Genomic DNA, 17,585 nt, shown 5'->3' with positions numbered 1-17,585 from the left:
CGTTCGCATATCGATGTGGCGAGTGTACCAGCGTCACGATCGGCGGGCGCGAGCGTCTTCCAAGGAGTGAGACTGATCCCCCTCGTCTGCGGCGTCAACATCGCCGCGCAGGTCGCACTCGTCCTCCTCGGCGTCGTGGTCGGCGTCGCGCCGTCCGCGGAGGAGACGCTGGCCCTGCTGCTCTGGTGGTGCTCGCTCGCCCTCGCGTACGTGATCGCGGTCGCCATTGCGGTCACCATCGTGTCGCGCTCGCGGAGGCCGCCGAGCGCATCGTCGACCTCGCGCCTCCTCGTCGGCCGGGTGAGCGGGTTCGTCGCCACCTCCTGCACCGTGCTCGCGAGCCTGTGCGGGATCGCCGGGGCGGCGCAGGTGAGGTTCAACTACTCGTTCGGTCCCGACGAGGTCGCTGCGACCATCGCCGGCATCGCGGCCATGCTGCTGTCGTGGGTGCTGTTGCATTGGGGCTACGCGCAGGCCTACCTGCGCCGGCACCGCCGCTCGCCGGAGCCGGCGCTCTCCCTCCCCGGTACCGAACACCCGCGCCTCAGCGACTTCGTCTACGTGGCATTCACGGTCGGGACCACCTTCGCCGCCTCCGATGCCAAGATCCTCTCTCCGCGCGTCCGCTGGACCGTCGTCCAGCACTCGGTGCTGAGCTTCTTCTACAACGGCGCCATCATCGTCCTCGCCCTCAACACCCTCACCGCCTCCGGCTGAGGCCGTAGTTTTCCGCAACAAACTCGCACGCATGACCGCCGGACCGCACCATAAAGGGATGCCGGAGTTCACCACAGCCCAGGTCCACGCGGGGGAGTCCCGCGACGCCGCCCACGGCGCCCGGGTCACGCCCATCTACCTGACCGCGGGGTTCGAGTTCGAGAGCTTCGCCCAGGCGGAGGGACGCTTCGGCGGGGATGAGGCCGGCTACACCTACAGCCGCTCCGGCAACCCGACGACCGCTGCGCTGGAGCGCCGGGTCGCCGCCCTGGAGCACGGCCGCGAGGCCATCGCGGTCGGCAGCGGCCAGGCGGCCCTGACCGTCGCAGTGCTCGGCCTGGTGCAGGCCGGCGACCACATCCTCTCGGCGCAGAGCATCTACTCCGGCACCCGCGGCCTGTTCGAGAACGGCCTGCGCCGGCTCGGGATCGAGATCGAGTTCGTCGACGACCCCACCGACCTCGCGGAGTGGCGGCGGCGCATCCGTCCGGACACCCGCGTGCTGTTCGGGGAGTCGATCGCGAATCCCGGCAACGAGATCCTGGACATCGAGGGCGTCGCCGCGGTCGCCCACGAGAACGGCCTGCCGCTGATCGTGGACAACACCCTGGCCACCCCGTACCTGCTGCGTCCGGGCGCGCACGGCGCCGACATCGTGGTGCACTCCGCGAGCAAGTACCTCGGCGGCCACGGCTCGACCCTGGGCGGCGTGGTCGTCGACCAGGGCAGCTACGACTGGGCGACGTCGCCGTTCCCGCACCTGACCGGACCGGACGAGTGGCTGGAGGGGTCGAGCTACGTGGAGGCGCACGGCGCCGGCGCGTACATCGCGTTCTCGCGGTCGGTCGTGGCGAGCCTGTTCGGGCCGGTGCTGTCGCCGATGAACGCGTTCCTCATCCAGCAGGGCATCGAGACCCTGTCGCTGCGGGTGCAGCGCCAGTCGGACACCGCGCTCGCGGTGGCGCGCTGGCTGGAGGCGCAGCCCGAGGTGGTGCGCGTCGACTACGCCGGGCTTCCGTCGCATCCCGCCTACGCCCTCGCGCAGCGCTACCTTCCGCGCGGCCAGGGCGCGGTGCTCGGCTTCACCCTCTCGGGCGGCACGGAGGCCGCCGCGCGCTTCTACGACGCGGTCGAGCTGTTCAGCCGCATGACCCACATCGGCGACGTGCGGTCCCTCATCCTGCATCCCGCGACGACCACCCATGGCCACCTGGCGCCGGGCGTCCGCGACGAGCTGGGGATCGGCGCGGGCCTGCTGCGCCTGTCGATCGGGCTCGAGGATGCGGACGATCTGATCGAGGACCTGGCCCGCGGCCTCGCGGCGGTCGCGGCAGCCGACACGGTCGTCGCGGACGCGATCGCGGCGGGACGGTAAGGAGAGACATGGCGCGCCTGCAGCATTTCGGCTGGTTCTTCAGCCGCGGGTTCGGCCCGCAGGGGTGGGGCCACCCCTACTGGGACTGGGGCTACGACTGGACCCGTCCCGACCTCTACCAGCAGTCCGCCCGCGAACTCGAGCAGGCCGGCCTCGACCTGGTCATCATCGAGGACGCGCTGTCGCTCGGCTTCCCCGAGACGCTGGACCTGCGGGTGCGCGAGGCCTATGGCGGCCCCAAGCACGACCCGCTCATGCTGTCGCCGTTCCTGCTTTCGGCAACCCGGCACCTCGGCGTCGCCCCGACGATCAACGCGGGCGCCTACCCGCCCTACGTCGCCGCGCGCCAGTTCGCGAGCCTCCACCACCTGAGCGACAACCGGCTCGGCGTGAACGTCGTCACCGACGTGGGCAGCGCCCGCCACCTCGGCCTGCCCGCGCTGTCGCACGATGCCGCCTACGACCGTGCCGAGGAGTGGCTGACCGTCATCCGCCGCCTGTGGCACAGCTGGGACGACGACGCGCTGATCCAGGATGCGGCGACCCGGCACTTCGCGGACGGCTCGAAGATCCGGCCGTTCGAGCACGAGGGCGAGTACTTCAAGCTCGCCGGACCGCTCAACGCCATCCCCTTCGCCGAGGGCGACCCGGCGATCGTCTCGCCCGGCGGATCCCCGCGCGGCATCGCCTTCGCCGGCACCCACTCCGACGTGCAGCTGGCCCTCGCCCCGCTCGACGCGGGCAACATCCGCGACTACCGGCTCAAGGTGCGCGAGGCGGCCCTGGCCGCCGGACGCAACCCCGACGCCATCAAGGTGCTGTTCGTCTTCAAGCCGGAGGTCGTGCCGAGCGATGAGGAGGGACGCCGCGTTGTCGAGGCGTCGAAGCATCCCACCGATGAGGAGCTGTACCGGGCGCTGGCCGGTCAGTCCAGCGACCTCGAGACCGACCTGACCGTGCTGTCGCTCGACGAGCCGTTCGACGTCTCGATCTTCGGCGACCATGTGTCGCAGGGCAGCATCAAGGGACTGTTCGGCAAGCAGGGCATCCGGGAGGGCGTCACGCTGCGCGAACTGATCGCGCCGAAGGTGGTCAAGGGCCGCATCGCGGATCGCGCGGGCTTCGTCGGCACGGCGGAGCAGATCGCCGACTTCATCGAGGAGATCGGGGAGGAGGCCGACAACGACGGCTTCATCTTCTCGGGCGACCTGCACCCGGTGACGCTGCACCGCTACCTGGACGAGCTCGTCCCGGTGCTGCGGCGGCGCGGGATCCTGCGCCGCGAGTTCGGCGACGGCGGCATCCGCGCCAACCTCTCGGACTTCTGACCCGGTGGCGCGCCCGGCCGTCGGCCTCGCGATCATGCTGGCGGCGCAACTGTCGTTCAGCACGAGCAGCATCCTGCTGAAGCCCCTGCTGGATGCGGGATGGTCGCCCGCGGCGGCGGTCGCCGTGCGCGTCGCGGCCGGCGGGGCCCTGCTCGTGGTGCCGGCGCTCGTAGCGCTGCGCGGGAGCCTCCGCCCGCTGCTGAGCGAGTGGCGGCTGGTGCTCGGCTACGGGCTGATCGCGGTCGCCGGGACGCAGGTGCTCTACTTCGCGGCGGTCCAGCGGCTTCCCGTGGCCGTTGCACTGCTCATCCAGTACTCGGCGCCTGTGCTCATCGTCGTCCTCGGCTGGGTGCGCGGGGTTCGCGTGCGCGCGGTGGTGGTCGCGGGGGCGGCGGCGAGCGTCATCGGGGTCGTGCTGGTCGTCGATCCGTTCGGCTCGGGCGGGGCGATGGATGCCGTGGGCGTTGCGCTCGCGCTGGCCGCGGCCGTGTGCCTGGCCGGGTACTACCTGATCTCGGCGCGACCGGCGCCGGGGCTGCCGCCGCTCGCACTGGTGAGCGGCGGCCTCCTGGTGGGAGCGGTGGCGACGGCTGTGGTCGGCGTCACCGGCCTGCTCCCGTTGACCGTCTCGTCGGCTCCGGTCGTCCTCGGCGGCGCGACGCTGCCGTGGTGGCTGCCGATGCTGATCGTCGCCGTCGTGGCGACCGCGGTCGCCTACTCGCTCAGCCTCGCCGGCTCGCGGCGGCTGGGATCGCGGCTGGCATCGTTCGCCGGGCTGACGGAGGTGGTGTTCGCGGCGGCGCTGGCGTGGCTGCTGCTCGGCGAGGTTCCCGGGCCGCTGCAGCTGGTCGGCGGCGCGTGCATCCTCGCCGGGGTGGTGCTGGTGCGGTGGGGCGGGCCGGAGGTCGAGCCCGCTCGCGCCGCCGAGTTGGAGACCGTTCGCTAGGCCCCTGCTCCTTCCGCGCACGGAAGGCGATCATGTTCATCCGGTTGCCGCAGCGGACGCTGCAGAACCGCTTCGATCCGTTGCGGGACAGGTCGAGCACCAGCCCCGTGCAGTCGTCCGCTTCGCAGATGCGCAGCCGCCCGGTCTCGCCCGAGCGGATGACGTCGACCAGGGCCAGTGCGATCTCGACGCGGATGCGCTCCGCGAGGGCGCGTCCTGGGCCGTGGCGTGCAGGTGCCAGTCGAAGCCGTCGTGCCGCATCAGGTAGGGGAGGGCTCGCGCCTCCGCGAGCATGGCGTTGACCTCGAGGGCGGCGGCGTCGCGGTCGAGGGCCCAGGTGCGCTGGATGCGGTCCCGCGTCGCGCGCACCTCGCGCAGCTCCGCCTCGTCGCCGTCGACGCGGCCCGAGTACCGGTTCTCGCGGAGCAGGGTGGCGAGCTGTTCGGTCGTGGCGAGCTCGTCCTCGCCGCTGCGCGAGGCGCCGGGGTCGGTGTCGCAGAGGGCGACGGCGAACTCCAGCGCATCCACTGTGTCAGGGGCAAAATGCAAGTTGACTCCTTACGCCGGACGGGTCTAGCGTCAGGACCATCATCCCTTACGATCCTGACAGGTGAGTCACATGCAGCAGCGACACCCGGCCTCCGTCGGCCTTCTCATCGCCGTGGTCGCCGCTGCCTCGTTCGGGATGTCGGGCGCGTTCATCAAGCCGCTGCTCGAAAGCGGATGGTCGCCGGTCGCAGCCGTGACGGCTCGCGCGGCGATCGGCGGACTCGTCCTGCTGCCGTTCGCGCTGGTCGCCGTGCGCGGTAAGTGGCGGGCGGTCTGGCGGGGGCGCTGGAGGCTGCTCGGGATGGCGTTGGTCGGCGTCGCCGGAACGCAGGTGCTGTACTTCGCGGCGATCCAGCGCATCCCGGTCAGCACGGGCATCCTCGTGGAGTACCTGGCGCCCGTGCTGCTCGTCGCCGTGGCGTGGGCCCGGACGCGGAAGGCGCCCGCTCTGGTCGTGTTGATCGGGTCGGTGGTGGCGATCGCCGGTCTGGTGCTCGTCGTCGCGCCGGGCGGCGGGGGCGCGCTCGATCCGCTAGGGCTGCTGCTCGCCATCACGGCCATGGTCGGCTGCGCCACCTTCTACGTGATCGCCGCGCGCCCGAGCGACGGGCTGCCGCCGGTCGCGCTCGCCGCCGGAGGGCTGCTGCTCGGCGCGCTCGCGCTGGGGCTCGTCGGGCTGACCGGCGTGCTGCCGGTGACCGTGAGCTTCGCCGACGTTCCGCTGTTCGGCGGCCAGACGCCGTGGTGGGTGCCGCTGCTCATCGTCGGGGTCATCGCGACCGCCCTCGCGTACGCCTCCAGCATCACCGCGACGGAACTCCTCGGGTCGCGGCTCGCCTCCTTCACCGGCCTCCTGGAGGTCGTGGCGGCGACGCTGTACGCGTGGCTGCTGCTCGGCGAGCAGCTGGGGCCGGCGCAGCTGCTCGGAGGTCTGCTCATCCTAGGCGGGATCGCACTAGTGCGGGCCGATCGCGGCGACGCACCGCGGCGGGAGGGGGCGCGATCGCGGTCGCGGGCTCGCGCTCGCGCGGAGGCCTTCCGCTAGGCTGACAGGCTCGGCGCCGCCGGGCGGAAGGAGCCGTCCATGTCCGGTTACACCGACGCCAACCGCGCCAACTGGGACGACCGCGCCACCCTGCATGCCGACCGCGGCGATCACGGCTACCGGATCTCGCAGTACATCGCCGACCGCTCGGCGATCTCGGGGGTCGTCCGGTTCGATCTCCCCGCCTGGGCTCGGTCGAGGGTCTGCGCGCCGTGCACCTGCAGTGCCACATCGGCACCGACACGTTGTCGCTCGCGCGGCTCGGCGCCCGCGTCACCGGTCTCGACTTCTCGCCCAACGCGATCGACGAGGCGCGCCGGCTCGTCGCCGACACGGGCGACGACGTCGACTTCGTCGTGGCCGACGTCTACGACGCCGCGGAGATGCTGACGCCCGGGTCGTTCGACCTCGTCTACACCGGCGTCGGCGCTCTGTGCTGGCTTCCGAGCGCCGACCGCTGGGCGCAGGTCGTCGCGTCTCTGCTGGCGCCGGGAGGCACGCTGCATCTGCGGGAGGGCCATCCGATCCTCTGGTCGATGGACGAGCGTCTGGACGACGACCTGCACCTGCGGTTCCCGTACTGGGAGCGCGAACAGCCGCTGGAGTGGGACGACGACTCCACGTACGTCGACACGGCCCGCCCGCTGACCGAGACCCGCACCTACGAGTGGAATCACTCCCTGGGCGAGATCGTCACCGCCCTGATCCGCGCCGGCCTGCGGATCGACCTGCTGGAGGAGCACGACAGCGTCCCCTGGGAGGCGCTGCCCGGGCAGATGGCCGAGCGCGACGGCGAGTTCGTGCTCGCCGCCCTCGACGGCGTCGCCCCGCTCAGCTACACGCTGCGCGCGATCAAGCCCGCCTGACAACCCCTTGCCGCACCCGGGTTCCGCGCCGAAGGTGGGCACATGGATGCGACAGGCAGGGACGAGGACCGGCGCGGCCATGACGAGGACAAGTCGACGATCGACGTGCGCCTGACCGGTGTGCGCGACCCGAAGGACCCGGACGGGCTGCTGACGATCGAGCAGGACGCCGACCGCCCGGACCCGGCGCGGTACGGGGCGCCGGAGACGGACACCCTGGAGCGCGAGCGCGCGTACTTCGCGCGTCTGGGCCGTGACGGCTCGGCCGAGGAGCTGCCCGAGGTGCCGCCGAAGCGAGGCGTCACCGGGCTGGGCTGAAAGAATGGGGTGATGGCCCTCCCCGCGACCGAGCGCATCGTCCCCGTCCCGGTGAACCGCATCGAGCTCGACGCCGCGGTCGCCTTCGGGACCCTGCGCCGCGCCTTCGAGGCTGAGGTGCCGCCGCTCGACGTGGCCCACCTGCGGGAACTGCTGTCGCAGGGCGCGGACTGGCGCCGGCTGACGCTCGAGACGGCCGGCCCCGGCATCCACCGCTTCGTGCGCTTCTGGACCGAGCACCCAACGCCGGTCATGCGCGTCGGCGGCGCGGACATCGCGAGCGCCGTGTACCTGATCGGCGACTACGCGACGGCGGCGCGCATGTTCCGCCACGACGCGGGGACGCTGCTGTACACGCCGCTGCGGGTCGAGTTGCACGCGACACGCGCGGGCGGCACGGTGCTCAGCGTCGACCAGCCCAGCAGCCGCCTCGCCAGCTTCGGCAACAACAAGGTGACACAGGCCGGCTTCGAGCTCGACCGGATGTTGGGCGACCTGCTCGAGGAGCTGGAACTTCCGCGCCCGAGCGTCCTGCGCCGCTAGCCGGCGTCAGACCTGATCGGGATCGGGGACGTCGGGCCCGGTGACCGCGACATCGCAGCGGTACCAGGTGCCGGCGATACCGCCGACGTCCACCCACGACCGCACGATCTCGTAGCGCCGAGGGACGTCGCCCTGCGTCGGCTGCTGCAGGATCGCGTCCTCGAGCGCCGCGTCAAAACCCTCCTGCGATGAACCCGTGACCAGCATGGGAACCCCTCCCTTCCCGGCTCACCGGCGAGCCGGCCCAGCGGCACGCTACGCCCTGGCGCGTGGGCGCGGCAATCGTCCTTCCGGATCGGCCGCGCGGATCCGGCGCGCGAGGCGCGGGCCCTGCGAGATGAGGACCACACCGGAGATGACGACCGCACCGCCCAGGAGCTCCATCGGCACCGGAGCGTCGCCCAGCCAGATCCACGCGAGCAGGACCGCCACGGGCGGGACGAGGTAGAGCAGCGAGGTCGAGAGGGCGACCGGAAGCCGCCCCACGGCGTAACCCCACAGCACGAACCCGGCCGCCGAGGGCAGCAACCCGAGGTAGACGGCTGCGACCCATCCGGATGCCGGAGCGGTCAGCAGCGCCTCCCATCCGAAGGGGACCAACGGAAGGGTCATCAAGGTGCCCGCGACCATCGTGTACGTCGCGACCTCCAGCCCGGTCCGCGTGCGGAGCAGCGGGCGCTGCAGCGGATGGTAGATGCCCTGCACGATCATGGCGGCGACCGCGATCCAGACGGCCGCAGTGAGGCTGACCCCGGCCCGGGAGAGGCACACGATGACCACTCCGCCCAGTGCGACCGCTCCGCCTGCGATGGTGAGCGGGCTGGTGCGCTCGCCGAAGAGCACCCGGGCCACGGCGACGGAGACGAGGGGTGCGGCGGCGACGAGGATGCTGGCGGTTCCGGCGGGGACGTGCAGCTCGCTCTCGTTCAACAGCAGCTGATACGCGGTCATACCGAAGAATCCGGCCGCCACCACCCAGCCGAGATCGCGGAGACGAGGAGGGCGGATTCGCGCCACCGCGGCCACGAGCAGCAAGGCGACGGCGGCGACGGCCAGCCGCACGACGGAGAGGCCGACCACTCCGAGCGCGGGTGCGGCGACCTGGATGGCGGGGAAGGCGCTCGCCCAGAGGAGCACCACGGCCAGGCCCGCCCACACCGCGCGATCGATTCTCATGGTCCGATTGTCGCGGCTCGGATGCATAAGCACCAGTGACTATTCGTTACCCGAACCGTAAGCTGGGGTGATGATCGACGTCCGCAAGCTCAGGATGCTGGCCGAACTCGAACGCCTCGGCACCATCGCCGCCGTGGCCGAGGCCCTGCACCTGACCGCGCCCGGCGTATCCCAGCAGCTGAACGCGCTAGAACGGGAACTCGGCGTGCCGCTGACCGAGCGGCGCGGGCGGCGGCTGGCGCTCACGCCGGCGGGTGTGCTGCTCGCCGGTCACGGACGGGAGGTCATGGACCGGCTCTCGCTCGCGGAGCTCGAGGTGGACGCCGTCCGGCGCGGAGCGACCGGCGCCTACCGGGTCGCATCCTTCCCCTCGGCCGCCCGGACGCTCGTGGCCGGCGCCTGGGCGGCGCTCGACGCGGCCGGGTCCGGCCTGGAGCTCGAGGTCGCCACGCTCGAGCCGGAGGACGCCCTGGCGGCGCTCGCCGCGGGCTCCGCCGACCTCGCGGTCGTGCACTCCTACTCCAACATCCCGCGGCAGCTGCCCGACGGCATCCTGGCCGAGCCGATCGCCGAGGAGCCCGTCTGGCTCGCTCTGCGGTCGGATGACCCGCTGGCCCCGCACGACGGCGGCGCGGTCGAGCTCGCCGCGCTGTCCGAGCGCCGCTGGATCGCTCCGGATGCCGCGTTCAGCTGCTACGAGATGGTCGAGCGCGCGTGCGGACTGGCGGGGTTCCGGCCGCGGATCGCCGTGCGGTCGGTCGACTTCGCGGTGCAGCTGGCGTTCGTCGCGGCCGGTGCGGGCGTCGCGCTGGTCCCGGATCTGACCGTCGACCGCATCCCGGACGGTGTGGTGCTGGCTCCGCTCGCCGCGCCGGTCGCGCGGTTCACCCACGCGGCTCGTCGCTCCGCCCTGCGAGAGGACGCCGGACTCGACATCATCGCCGCCGAGCTGCGGGCCGCGGCGCAGAGCAGCATCCGGCCGTCCACCGCACCGCGCGGATGACTCGCCGCTGTCTCGTCAACCCCGGCGTCGGTGTCGGCCGCGCGGCGTACTGTCTGCCGCATGACCGACAGCAGTGACCCCAACGGCACCACCAACGACTCCGGCGACGTGCTCGGCGCGCGCCGCGACGACGACGACAGCAACCCGGCCGCAAAGGACCCGTCGGAGTGGGTCACCGGCGACGAGCCCATGACCGCCTCCCAGCGCAGCTACCTCGACACGCTCGCCCGCGAGGCCGGCGAGGAGCTTCCCGCCGACCTCACCAAGGCGCAGGCGTCGGAGCACATCGACCGCCTGCAGCAGAAGACTGGACGCGGGCAGGGCTGATCCGTCGGGAGCGGCGGGAATGGCGTCCGCCGCCCCGCTGTTGCCCCCTCCATGACAGACGCGCCTCTGCCCGGCGCGGCGCGAGCCGCCGCCGAAGACCTCGAGCGCGTGCTGGCGCGTCTCGAGTGGACGCTGCTGGACTTCGAGCAGCGAGAACTCCCGTCCGGCACCGCGGTCGCCGTGACGCCGGGACAGGTCCGATTCCACTACGTCGTCTCTGGCGTCGTCGAGGTGTCGGGAGGCGCGGCGCCGCTGCGCCTCGAGGCCGGCGACTTCCTCATGCTGCCCCGGTCCGAGGCGCACCGCGTGCGGGCCGAGCACGACTCGGTCGTCGCGTCCGGCGAGCTCGACACGACGACGGCGCCGGGACTCCCGCTCGCGTCGGCGCTCCCCGCGTCACTGACCGCGTGCGGCTTCGTCGTGCGCGAGCCGCACATGGGACCGCTCATCCAGACCCTCGGGCTCGAGTTCGGCGGGATGCGCGCGGGCAACTGCCTGATGGCGAGCCGCATCGCGTCCATCATCGCCACGGCGGCCGTCCGGTCCTGGGTGGAGAACGGATGCGCGTCCGATCAGTGGCTCGTCGGCGTGCGCGACCCGCACATCGCCCGGGCACTCACCGCGATGCGCGAGGCGCCGGGGGAGCCCTGGACGGTGGACCGGCTGGCGCGCGTCGCCAGCGCGTCCCGCACCGTGTTCGCCGAGCGCTTCCGGGAGCTCGTGGGCGACTCGCCGAGCCGCTACCTGGCGACGGTCCGCGTGGAGCAGGCCGCAGAGCTGCTGCGCGATGACCGGCTCAGCGTCGGCGAGGTGGCGCACCGCCTGGGCTACGGGTCGGACGTCGCCTTCAGCCGCGCCTTCCGCCGCGTCACCGGGGTGAGCCCGGCGGCGTGGCGGCGGAGTGCCGCGGCGGGCTCGACCGCCACGGCCGCGCCCGCCGCGCTGAGCGCTTAGGCCGCCGGGCCGCGCCGGCGGGCGGTCCCGAGGAGCACCCCGCCGAGCACGGCCACGATCCCGCCTGCGACCAGCGCCTCCTTGACACCCGCGCCGTCCACGAGCAGCCCGCCCACGGCCGCGCCCAGGGCGATCGCCAGCTGGAAGGCGGCGACGACCAGGCCGCCCGCCGCCTCCATCCGCTCGGGCTCGGTGCGGGCCGCCCAGGTCTGCACGAGGGTCGGCACGCCGCCGAAGGCGAAGCCCCACAGCACCACGGCCGCGAAGGCGAGCGGAACCTGGTCCGGCAGCAGGGCGAACACCGTCACGGCCCCTCCGAGCACCGCAGGCATGACGACCAGCGCCGTGCGGAGCCGGCGGTCGGCGACGATGCCCGCGACGATGTTCCCGGCGAAGGCGCCGAGACCGTACGCCGCCAGCAGCACTGCCAGGCCTGCGGCCGTCAGCCCGGGGATGTCCGCGGCGCCCAGCCGGATGTAGGTGAAGCCCGCGAAGTGGCCTCCGGCGAGCAGGGCCATGCCGAGCAGCCCGACGATCATGACCGGCGAGCGGAGGACGGCGAACAGCGTCCGGACCCCGGACCCGGAGGCGGGCGCGATCTTCGGCAGCAGGAGCAGCTGCGCGACGGCGGCCGCCACGGACATCGCCGCGACGAGGACGAACACGGCACGCCAACCCCAGACCGCGCCGAGGAAGGCGCCGAGCGGGACGGCGACGACCGTCGCGAGGGAGACGCCGGTGTTCACGATCATCATCGCGCGGCCCAGGTGCTCCTGCGGAACCAGCTGCGCCGCAACGGCGACGGCCATCGACCAGAAGCCGGAGATCGCGATCCCGAGCAGCACGCGCGCCACGAGCAGCAGCCAGAACTGCGGCGCCACGGCGACGAGGATGTTGGACAGCGCGGCCAGCACGGCCAACGCGACCAGCAGGATGCGCCGGTCGAGGCGGGGCACGAGCGGACCGATCGCGGGTCCGGCGACCACGCCGATCAGGGCGGTCGCCGTGACTGCCTGCCCCGCGGTCCCTTCACTGACCCCCAGGCCCGCCGCGATGGGCGACAGCAGGCTGGCGGGCAGGAACTCGCTGGTCACCAGCGCGAAGACGCCCAGCATCAGGGCGACCACGCCGCCCCACGACGCGCGGCGGACGGCGCCGGAGACGGCGGGGACGGACGCGGTCCCGGGAGAGGGGAGGTGTCGATGCTCATGCTCCCAGCCTGGCGACGCGCGCGTCCACGCACCCGACCGATCGTCCGCGCGACCTGATCGCCCGTCCGGAATCGGCGGGACGCGACACGCCGCCATCCCGAGCGGATGACGGCATGTCGCGACCCATGGATGTCAGCGGGAGGCGGGCACGGCGTCCCGGAGGAAGTCGCGCACCCAGCGGGCGCTCCGCTTGGGCGTGCGCTTCTGCGTCTGGTAGTCGACGTGGACGATCCCGAAGCGGCGGGAGTAGCCCCACGCCCACTCCCAGTTGTCGATCAGCGACCAGATGAAGTAGCCCCGCAGCGGCAGGCCCTCGGCGACCGCGTTCCGGGCGGCCTCGAAGTGGGCCTCCAGGTAGTCGGTGCGCGCGCCGTCGTCGATCTCGCCGTCCGCGTCCACCCGGTCGGGGTAGGCGGCGCCGTTCTCGGTGATGTACAGCGGAAGGTCGGGCGCGATCGCGTTGGCCTGACGAAGGACGTCGACCATCCCGTCGGGGTGGATCTCCCAGCCCATCTGGGTGACCGGTGCGCCCGTCTTGACGAACCGGACGTGCTCGCTGCCGGGGTAGGCGCTCGCCGGTGCGTCCGCCGCGGGCTTCGACCCGGAAGCGACCGTGTGGCGGCTGTAGTAGTTGATGCCGAGGAAGTCGATCGGCGCCGAGATCCGCTTCAGGTCGTCGTCGGTCGCGTGCTCGGCGAACCACTGCGTCTCGCCCAGGTCGTCGAGCACATCGGCGGGGTAGGAGCCCGTCAGCACCGGCTCGAGGAACAGGCGGTTGCTGAGCCCGTCGATCCGGCGTGCTGCGTCGGCGTCCGCGTCGGTGTCGCTGGCCGGCTGCACCGAGTACAGGTTGAGGGTGGTTCCGACGTTCGCCTGCGGGACGGTCGCGCGCAGCGCCTCCAGTGCGTGGCCGTGGCCGAGGAGCAGGTGGTGCACCGCATGCGCCGAACGCGTGCCGAGGGTGCGCCCGGGCGCGTGGTGCCCGCTCGCGTACCCGAGGAACGCCGAGCACCACGGCTCGTTGAGCGTGATCCAGTCGGTGACCACGTCTCCCAGCTCCTCGGCGACGAGCGCCGCGTAGTCGGCGAACCGCATGGCCGTGTCGCGGTCGAGCCAGCCCCCACGGTCCTCCAGCGCCTGCGGCAGGTCCCAGTGGTACAGGGTCGCCCACGGGGTGATGCCGCGCTCCCGCAGCGACTCGGCGAGCCGGCGGTAGAAGTCGAGGCCGGCCCGGTTCGCGGGTCCAGTGCCGTCGGCCTGGATGCGCGGCCACGCGATCGAGAACCGATAGGCGTCGAGGCCGAGGTCGGCCATCAGCGCGACGTCCTCCGCCCAGCGGTGGTAGTGGTCGTCGGCGACGTCGCCCGTGCTGCCGTCGGCGATCGCGCCCGGGACGCGGGCGAACGCGTCCCAGATGCTCTCGCCGCGGCCGTCCTCGTGGGTGGCGCCTTCGATCTGGTACGAGGCCGTCGCGCTGCCGACGACGAAGCCGTCGGGGAGGTCGCTTCTCTGCATGGTCACTGCTCCTTGGACGGGGCGAGCCAGTCGCCGTCGCCGTTCTCATAGAGGGAGATGAGGATGTCGTCGCGCTTGATTCCGAGCGCCGAAAGCCGCTCGACGATCAACTCGGCTCCGCGCTGCTTCACTTCGGGAGAGTACCCGTTGTACGCGAGGATGCTGATGAAGACGATGTCGCTGCGGTCGGCGTCCGGGAAGGTCCGGCTGTAGAACAGGTCGCCCTGCTCGTGCAGGGTGAAGATCTGGAACAGGTCGTCGGCCGGCATGCCCCAGCCGTCCGCCAGCGCGGAGTTGATGGCCTCGCTCATCTGCGGTCGCAGATCGGCGAGGGGCGTGTGCATGTCGATTCGGACGAGTGGCATGGGGCTTCTTTCGTTCGTGGATGGTGGATGGCGTGACTCAGTCGGCGTCGAGCCAGGTGGCGGGGGAGGGGAGCAGCCGCTCGAGCTCGTCCCAGAACTCCTGCGGGCGGTCGAGGGCCGCGGCGTCGAGGGTCTGCGGGATGCGCTCCGGCCTGCTGATCCCGACGATGGTGCTCGCGAATCGGTCGTCGCGGGTCGAGAAGCGGAGGGCGGCGGCGGCGAGGGTGGTGTCCCAGCGGCGGCACACCTCTCGCATCCGGGCGATGGCGTCGAGGGTTTCGGCCGAGGCGGGCCGGTAGCCGTAGTCGGTCTTCCGTCCGGACTCGTCGGCCAGGATGCCGCCGCCCAGCACGGCGGCGTTGACCACGCCCATCCCCAGCTCGGCTGCGCGGTCGAGCAGCGGGCCGGCGCTGCGGTCGACGAGGGTCCAGCGGTTGTGCACCAGCAGCACCTCGAACACGCCGAGGTCGAGGTAACGGCGCATGACGCGTACATCCCCGCCGGCGAGCCCGATGTGACCCACCTCGCCGCGCTCCTTCGCCCGGACCAGCGCATCCACCGCCCCTCCCGGAGCAGTCATCGCTTCGAAGTCGTGGAACTCGGGATCGTGAAGGTGGACCAGCGGCAGCGGGGCGATCCCCAACCGCTCGGAGCTCTCCGCGATCGACCGCCGCACGCGCTCGCCGCTGTAGTCGCCGTCGCGCTGATCGGTCTTGGTGATGACCAGCACGTCGTCGGGCAGACCGCCGGACGCGGCGATGGCCTTGCCGATGCGCTCCTCGCTGCGGCCGTCGGAGTACCCGTTCGACGTGTCGATGGTCCGGATGCCGCTGCGCAGCACCTCCTGCACGATCGCGATCCCATCCGCTTCGGCCACCTCGTGCCCGAAGTTCTCCGGCATGCTGCCGAGCGGCGCGCCGCCGAGCGTGACCGGGCTCACCGAGAGCCCGGTCACGCCCAGCGGACGCAGCGACGTGGATGCGGTCATGCGTTCGCGACCACGTACAGCAGGCCATCGGGGCCGCTGTAGACCTCGCGGTCGCCGGCGGTGCCGACCGCGGTGCCGGGCGCCTGCTCGCCCTCGAAGGCGACGGCGACGAAGCCGGGCGCGTCCAGCTGCGGAGTGCGCGACGCCTTCTCGGCCTTCTCGTACGTGAAGATCTCGAGCGAGCTGTCGCCGTGGCGGAGGAAGTTGATCTCGAAGCCGCGGTCGTCGCTCGGCTGGTGGATGCCCGACATCAGTCCGTAGCCGAGCTTGCCGTAGTGCTCCTTGGTCGCCTCCAGGTCCTCGACGGTCTCGGCGACGTGGTCGAACCGCGGACGCTCCGGGTCGCCGAGTCCCCAGTCCTGCTCGACCGCCTCCCGGTCGTAGACCTCGTGGTACTGGAGCGGGCCCTCGACGAGCTCGAGCAGCGTCCCGTCCGGGTCGTAGAAGAAGGTGATGCGCACATCCCCCTCGGCGTGGATCGGCTCGAGGTGGAAGGGCACGCCGGCCTCGTGGAGGGCGTCCACGCGGGCGTCGAGGTCGGAGACCTTGAAGCCGACGTGACGGAAGCCGCGCTGGAGGTCGTCGCCCACCCAGGTCGACTCGGCGGGGGAGTCGATGCGGTTCAGCACGAGCGCGGCGGTGACGACGTCGAGCACCGCCCGATCGTCGCTCTGCTCGATCACCTGCGCGTCGAAGTGACGCCGGTAGAAGTCGACGGAACGCGCGATGTCTGTGACGTTCAGGAGCACGGATTCGATGGCCAAGGGACAGTCCTTTCTACGTTGAAAGCTCACTATCTCAACGTATGCAACTAAGCATTCAGGCCGAGAGAAAGCGGCAGTAGACGACACCATACATGCCGTTTCAAAGTTTGTGACAAAAAGGTTCGAACTATTGCATCGCGTCGCGAACCGTGTGTAGGCTCGCCCCCAACGTGCGCCGCTGATGCACGGACAGCACAACGAGGTGGAGGAAATCACAATGATGCGAACGCGGTTCATTTCCGCGGCAGCGGTGGCCGCGGCCGCCGCCCTGGCGATCACAGGTTGCACCGGCTCGTCCGGCGATCAAGGCTCGGACGTCAAGCCCGCGAAGTCCGGAAGCGTCACCTGGTGGGGCTGGACGCCCGACACCCCGGTGGCCGAGAAGTACATCGCGGAGTTCAACAAGGAGTACCCGGACATCAAGGTCACCTACAAGAACTTCGAGAACGTCGACTACCGCAACACCATCACGCCGGCCCTCGACTCCGGCAAGGGCCCGGACGTCTTCGACCTGTCACCCGCCGGCGGCTCGCCCGACCTGTGGGGTCCGTACGCACTCGACCTGACGTCGCTCGCGAAGGACACCCTCGGCGACGGCTGGAAGGACAAGATCGGCGGCTCCTACGTGAAGCAGCTGACCAGCTCCGACGGCCGCTTCGTCTCGATCCCGCTGGGCGGCATGTCCGCCGGCTTCCTCTGGTACAACAAGAACATCCTCGACAGCGCGGGCGCGAAGGTCCCGACCGACTACGCGTCCTGGGTCGACACCTGCAAGAAGGTCACCGCCATCGGCAAGACCTGCTTCACCATGGGCGCGGGCGGCACCGACACCTTCCCCACGGAGATGTACCACTCGATCGCCAACACGGTGGACCCGGACTTCTTCATCAAGGCCGCCACCGGCAAGGCGAAGTGGAACGACGAGCAGGGCCAGAAGGTGCTCGAGATCATCAAGAAGATGAAGGACGACGGCATCATCGCGCCGAACGCGCTCGACGGCCCGCAGTACCCGCTCGCGAACAACGAGTTCATGAAGGGCGACGCGGCCATGGTCCAGATGGGCTTCTGGTACACCCAGTACGCGGGCGCCGAGTCCTGCAAGGCCTCGATGGAGGCGGCCGGCGTGACCAACCCGACCTGCTTCGTCCAGCTGCCCGCGCAGTTCCCCGACGTCGCAGGCGAAGGCCACAAGAGCACCTACTTCGGCGAGGCGGACTACGGTCTGGCGATCAACTCCGAGTCGAAGAACATCGGCCCGGCGAAGACCTTCGTCTCGTGGATGACGCTCAACAAGACCGGCCAGCAGAACGTCGCGAACGCGCTCGACCTGCTCCCGGCGCTGAAGGGCACCACCCCCGACTGGTCGAACATCAAGCTCGTCGACGACGCCGTGCAGCGTCCCGCGATCGAGAAGCTGATCACGGAGAGCGGCGAGACCACCGAGTCCCGCCAGTGGCAGACCACTCAGAAGTCGCTCGACGCGATCGTGGTCGCCATCCAGCAGGTGCTCGACCCCTCGGTGAGCAAGTCGATCAAGAGCATCGCCGACGACCAGCAGGCCTCCTCCGAGGCCAGCAAGGTCGGCACGAAGTAAT

At 71.5% G+C, this 17,585-nt stretch carries 19 protein-coding genes and 1 pseudogene; 12 read left to right on the top strand and 8 right to left on the bottom strand.

Annotated elements, in window-relative coordinates:
* Window positions 1–66: 66 nt before the first annotated feature.
* From ACRAWB_RS11965 to ACRAWB_RS11950, 4 genes are read left to right on the top strand one after another with little or no spacing between them, the layout of a single operon-like run.
* The gene (locus ACRAWB_RS11965; protein ID WP_431353531.1) at window positions 67–717 is read left to right on the top strand and encodes a DUF1345 domain-containing protein; all 651 of its coding nucleotides are present in this window, start codon (window positions 67–69) and stop codon (window positions 715–717) included.
* Window positions 718–775: 58 nt separating this feature from the next.
* Window positions 776–2,092: an O-acetylhomoserine aminocarboxypropyltransferase/cysteine synthase family protein gene (locus ACRAWB_RS11960; RefSeq protein ID WP_431354508.1), complete on the top strand. Its 1,317-nt coding sequence runs from the start codon at window positions 776–778 to the stop codon at window positions 2,090–2,092.
* An 8-nt stretch (window positions 2,093–2,100) separates the two neighbouring features.
* Window positions 2,101–3,420, top strand: a complete 1,320-nt coding sequence (locus tag ACRAWB_RS11955; protein WP_431353530.1) for an LLM class flavin-dependent oxidoreductase — start codon at window positions 2,101–2,103, stop codon at window positions 3,418–3,420.
* A gap of 4 nt (window positions 3,421–3,424) precedes the next feature.
* Complete coding sequence (locus tag ACRAWB_RS11950) at window positions 3,425–4,366, top strand: EamA family transporter (RefSeq protein WP_431353529.1); 942 nt, start codon at window positions 3,425–3,427, stop codon at window positions 4,364–4,366.
* Between the two features lie 4 nt (window positions 4,367–4,370).
* Here ACRAWB_RS11950 and ACRAWB_RS11945 read toward each other — a convergent pair.
* Window positions 4,371–4,894 (bottom strand): annotated as a pseudogene (locus ACRAWB_RS11945) (CGNR zinc finger domain-containing protein); the annotation flags it as partial.
* A 91-nt stretch (window positions 4,895–4,985) separates the two neighbouring features.
* On the opposite strand from ACRAWB_RS11945, the gene ACRAWB_RS11940 reads away from it, so the two are divergent.
* The 4 genes from ACRAWB_RS11940 (at window position 4,986) to ACRAWB_RS11925 (ending at window position 7,687) form a co-directional block, all read left to right on the top strand.
* Entirely contained in the window at window positions 4,986–5,960 is a 975-nt protein-coding gene (locus ACRAWB_RS11940) for an EamA family transporter (protein WP_431353528.1), read from the top strand.
* 212 nt (window positions 5,961–6,172) lie between these two features.
* Entirely contained in the window at window positions 6,173–6,826 is a 654-nt protein-coding gene (locus ACRAWB_RS11935; RefSeq protein WP_431353527.1) for a class I SAM-dependent methyltransferase, read from the top strand.
* A 42-nt stretch (window positions 6,827–6,868) separates the two neighbouring features.
* Entirely contained in the window at window positions 6,869–7,144 is a 276-nt protein-coding gene (locus ACRAWB_RS11930; protein ID WP_431353526.1) for a hypothetical protein, read from the top strand.
* 12 nt (window positions 7,145–7,156) lie between these two features.
* Window positions 7,157–7,687, top strand: a complete 531-nt coding sequence (locus tag ACRAWB_RS11925) for a hypothetical protein (protein WP_431353525.1) — start codon at window positions 7,157–7,159, stop codon at window positions 7,685–7,687.
* A gap of 6 nt (window positions 7,688–7,693) precedes the next feature.
* Here the strand turns inward: ACRAWB_RS11925 and ACRAWB_RS11920 are convergent, their stop codons facing one another.
* Complete coding sequence (locus ACRAWB_RS11920) at window positions 7,694–7,894, bottom strand: hypothetical protein (RefSeq protein WP_431353524.1); 201 nt, start codon at window positions 7,892–7,894, stop codon at window positions 7,694–7,696.
* 48 nt (window positions 7,895–7,942) lie between these two features.
* A complete protein-coding gene (locus ACRAWB_RS11915) occupies window positions 7,943–8,863 on the bottom strand; it encodes a DMT family transporter (RefSeq protein WP_431353523.1) in 921 nt (306 codons plus the stop codon).
* Between the two features lie 70 nt (window positions 8,864–8,933).
* Between ACRAWB_RS11915 and ACRAWB_RS11910 the strand changes: the two genes are divergently transcribed.
* Genes ACRAWB_RS11910 through ACRAWB_RS11900 form a run of 3 tightly spaced genes read left to right on the top strand, consistent with a single transcriptional unit; the run spans window position 8,934 to window position 11,147 of the window.
* Window positions 8,934–9,866 (top strand): LysR family transcriptional regulator, encoded by a 933-nt coding sequence (locus ACRAWB_RS11910; protein WP_431353522.1) that lies wholly within the window; start codon window positions 8,934–8,936, stop codon window positions 9,864–9,866.
* A gap of 60 nt (window positions 9,867–9,926) precedes the next feature.
* Window positions 9,927–10,193 (top strand): DUF3072 domain-containing protein, encoded by a 267-nt coding sequence (locus tag ACRAWB_RS11905; RefSeq protein ID WP_431353521.1) that lies wholly within the window; start codon window positions 9,927–9,929, stop codon window positions 10,191–10,193.
* A 51-nt stretch (window positions 10,194–10,244) separates the two neighbouring features.
* A complete protein-coding gene (locus ACRAWB_RS11900) occupies window positions 10,245–11,147 on the top strand; it encodes a helix-turn-helix domain-containing protein (protein ID WP_431353520.1) in 903 nt (300 codons plus the stop codon).
* Here the strand turns inward: ACRAWB_RS11900 and ACRAWB_RS11895 are convergent.
* The 5 genes from ACRAWB_RS11895 to ACRAWB_RS11875 all read right to left on the bottom strand — a co-directional run bounded on the left by ACRAWB_RS11895 (window position 11,144) and on the right by ACRAWB_RS11875 (window position 15,990).
* Window positions 11,144–12,274: an MFS transporter gene (locus tag ACRAWB_RS11895; RefSeq protein ID WP_431353519.1), complete on the bottom strand. Its 1,131-nt coding sequence runs from the start codon at window positions 12,272–12,274 to the stop codon at window positions 11,144–11,146. The genes ACRAWB_RS11900 and ACRAWB_RS11895 overlap by 4 nt on opposite strands.
* Window positions 12,275–12,490: 216 nt before the next feature.
* Window positions 12,491–13,873 carry a GH1 family beta-glucosidase gene (locus ACRAWB_RS11890; protein WP_431354507.1) on the bottom strand — a complete coding sequence of 461 codons (1,383 nt, stop codon included), beginning with the start codon at window positions 13,871–13,873 and terminating at the stop codon, window positions 12,491–12,493.
* 2 nt (window positions 13,874–13,875) lie between these two features.
* A complete protein-coding gene (locus tag ACRAWB_RS11885; RefSeq protein WP_431353518.1) occupies window positions 13,876–14,238 on the bottom strand; it encodes a tautomerase family protein in 363 nt (120 codons plus the stop codon).
* Between the two features lie 37 nt (window positions 14,239–14,275).
* Entirely contained in the window at window positions 14,276–15,226 is a 951-nt protein-coding gene (locus tag ACRAWB_RS11880; RefSeq protein ID WP_431353517.1) for an aldo/keto reductase, read from the bottom strand.
* Window positions 15,223–15,990 (bottom strand): VOC family protein, encoded by a 768-nt coding sequence (locus ACRAWB_RS11875; protein WP_431353516.1) that lies wholly within the window; start codon window positions 15,988–15,990, stop codon window positions 15,223–15,225. The genes ACRAWB_RS11880 and ACRAWB_RS11875 overlap by 4 nt, the downstream gene beginning before the upstream one ends.
* A gap of 217 nt (window positions 15,991–16,207) precedes the next feature.
* On the opposite strand from ACRAWB_RS11875, the gene ACRAWB_RS11870 reads away from it, so the two are divergent.
* On the top strand, window positions 16,208–17,584 hold the full coding sequence (locus ACRAWB_RS11870; RefSeq protein WP_431353515.1) for an ABC transporter substrate-binding protein: 1,377 nt from the start codon (window positions 16,208–16,210) through the stop codon (window positions 17,582–17,584).
* The last annotated feature ends 1 nt before the right edge of the window (window position 17,585 follow it).

Source organism: Leifsonia poae, assembly GCF_050632865.1.
GTDB lineage: Bacteria > Actinomycetota > Actinomycetes > Actinomycetales > Microbacteriaceae > Leifsonia > Leifsonia poae_B.
Note: the sequence above shows the minus strand (reverse complement) of the source record. Positions and strands in the feature narration are given on the sequence as shown.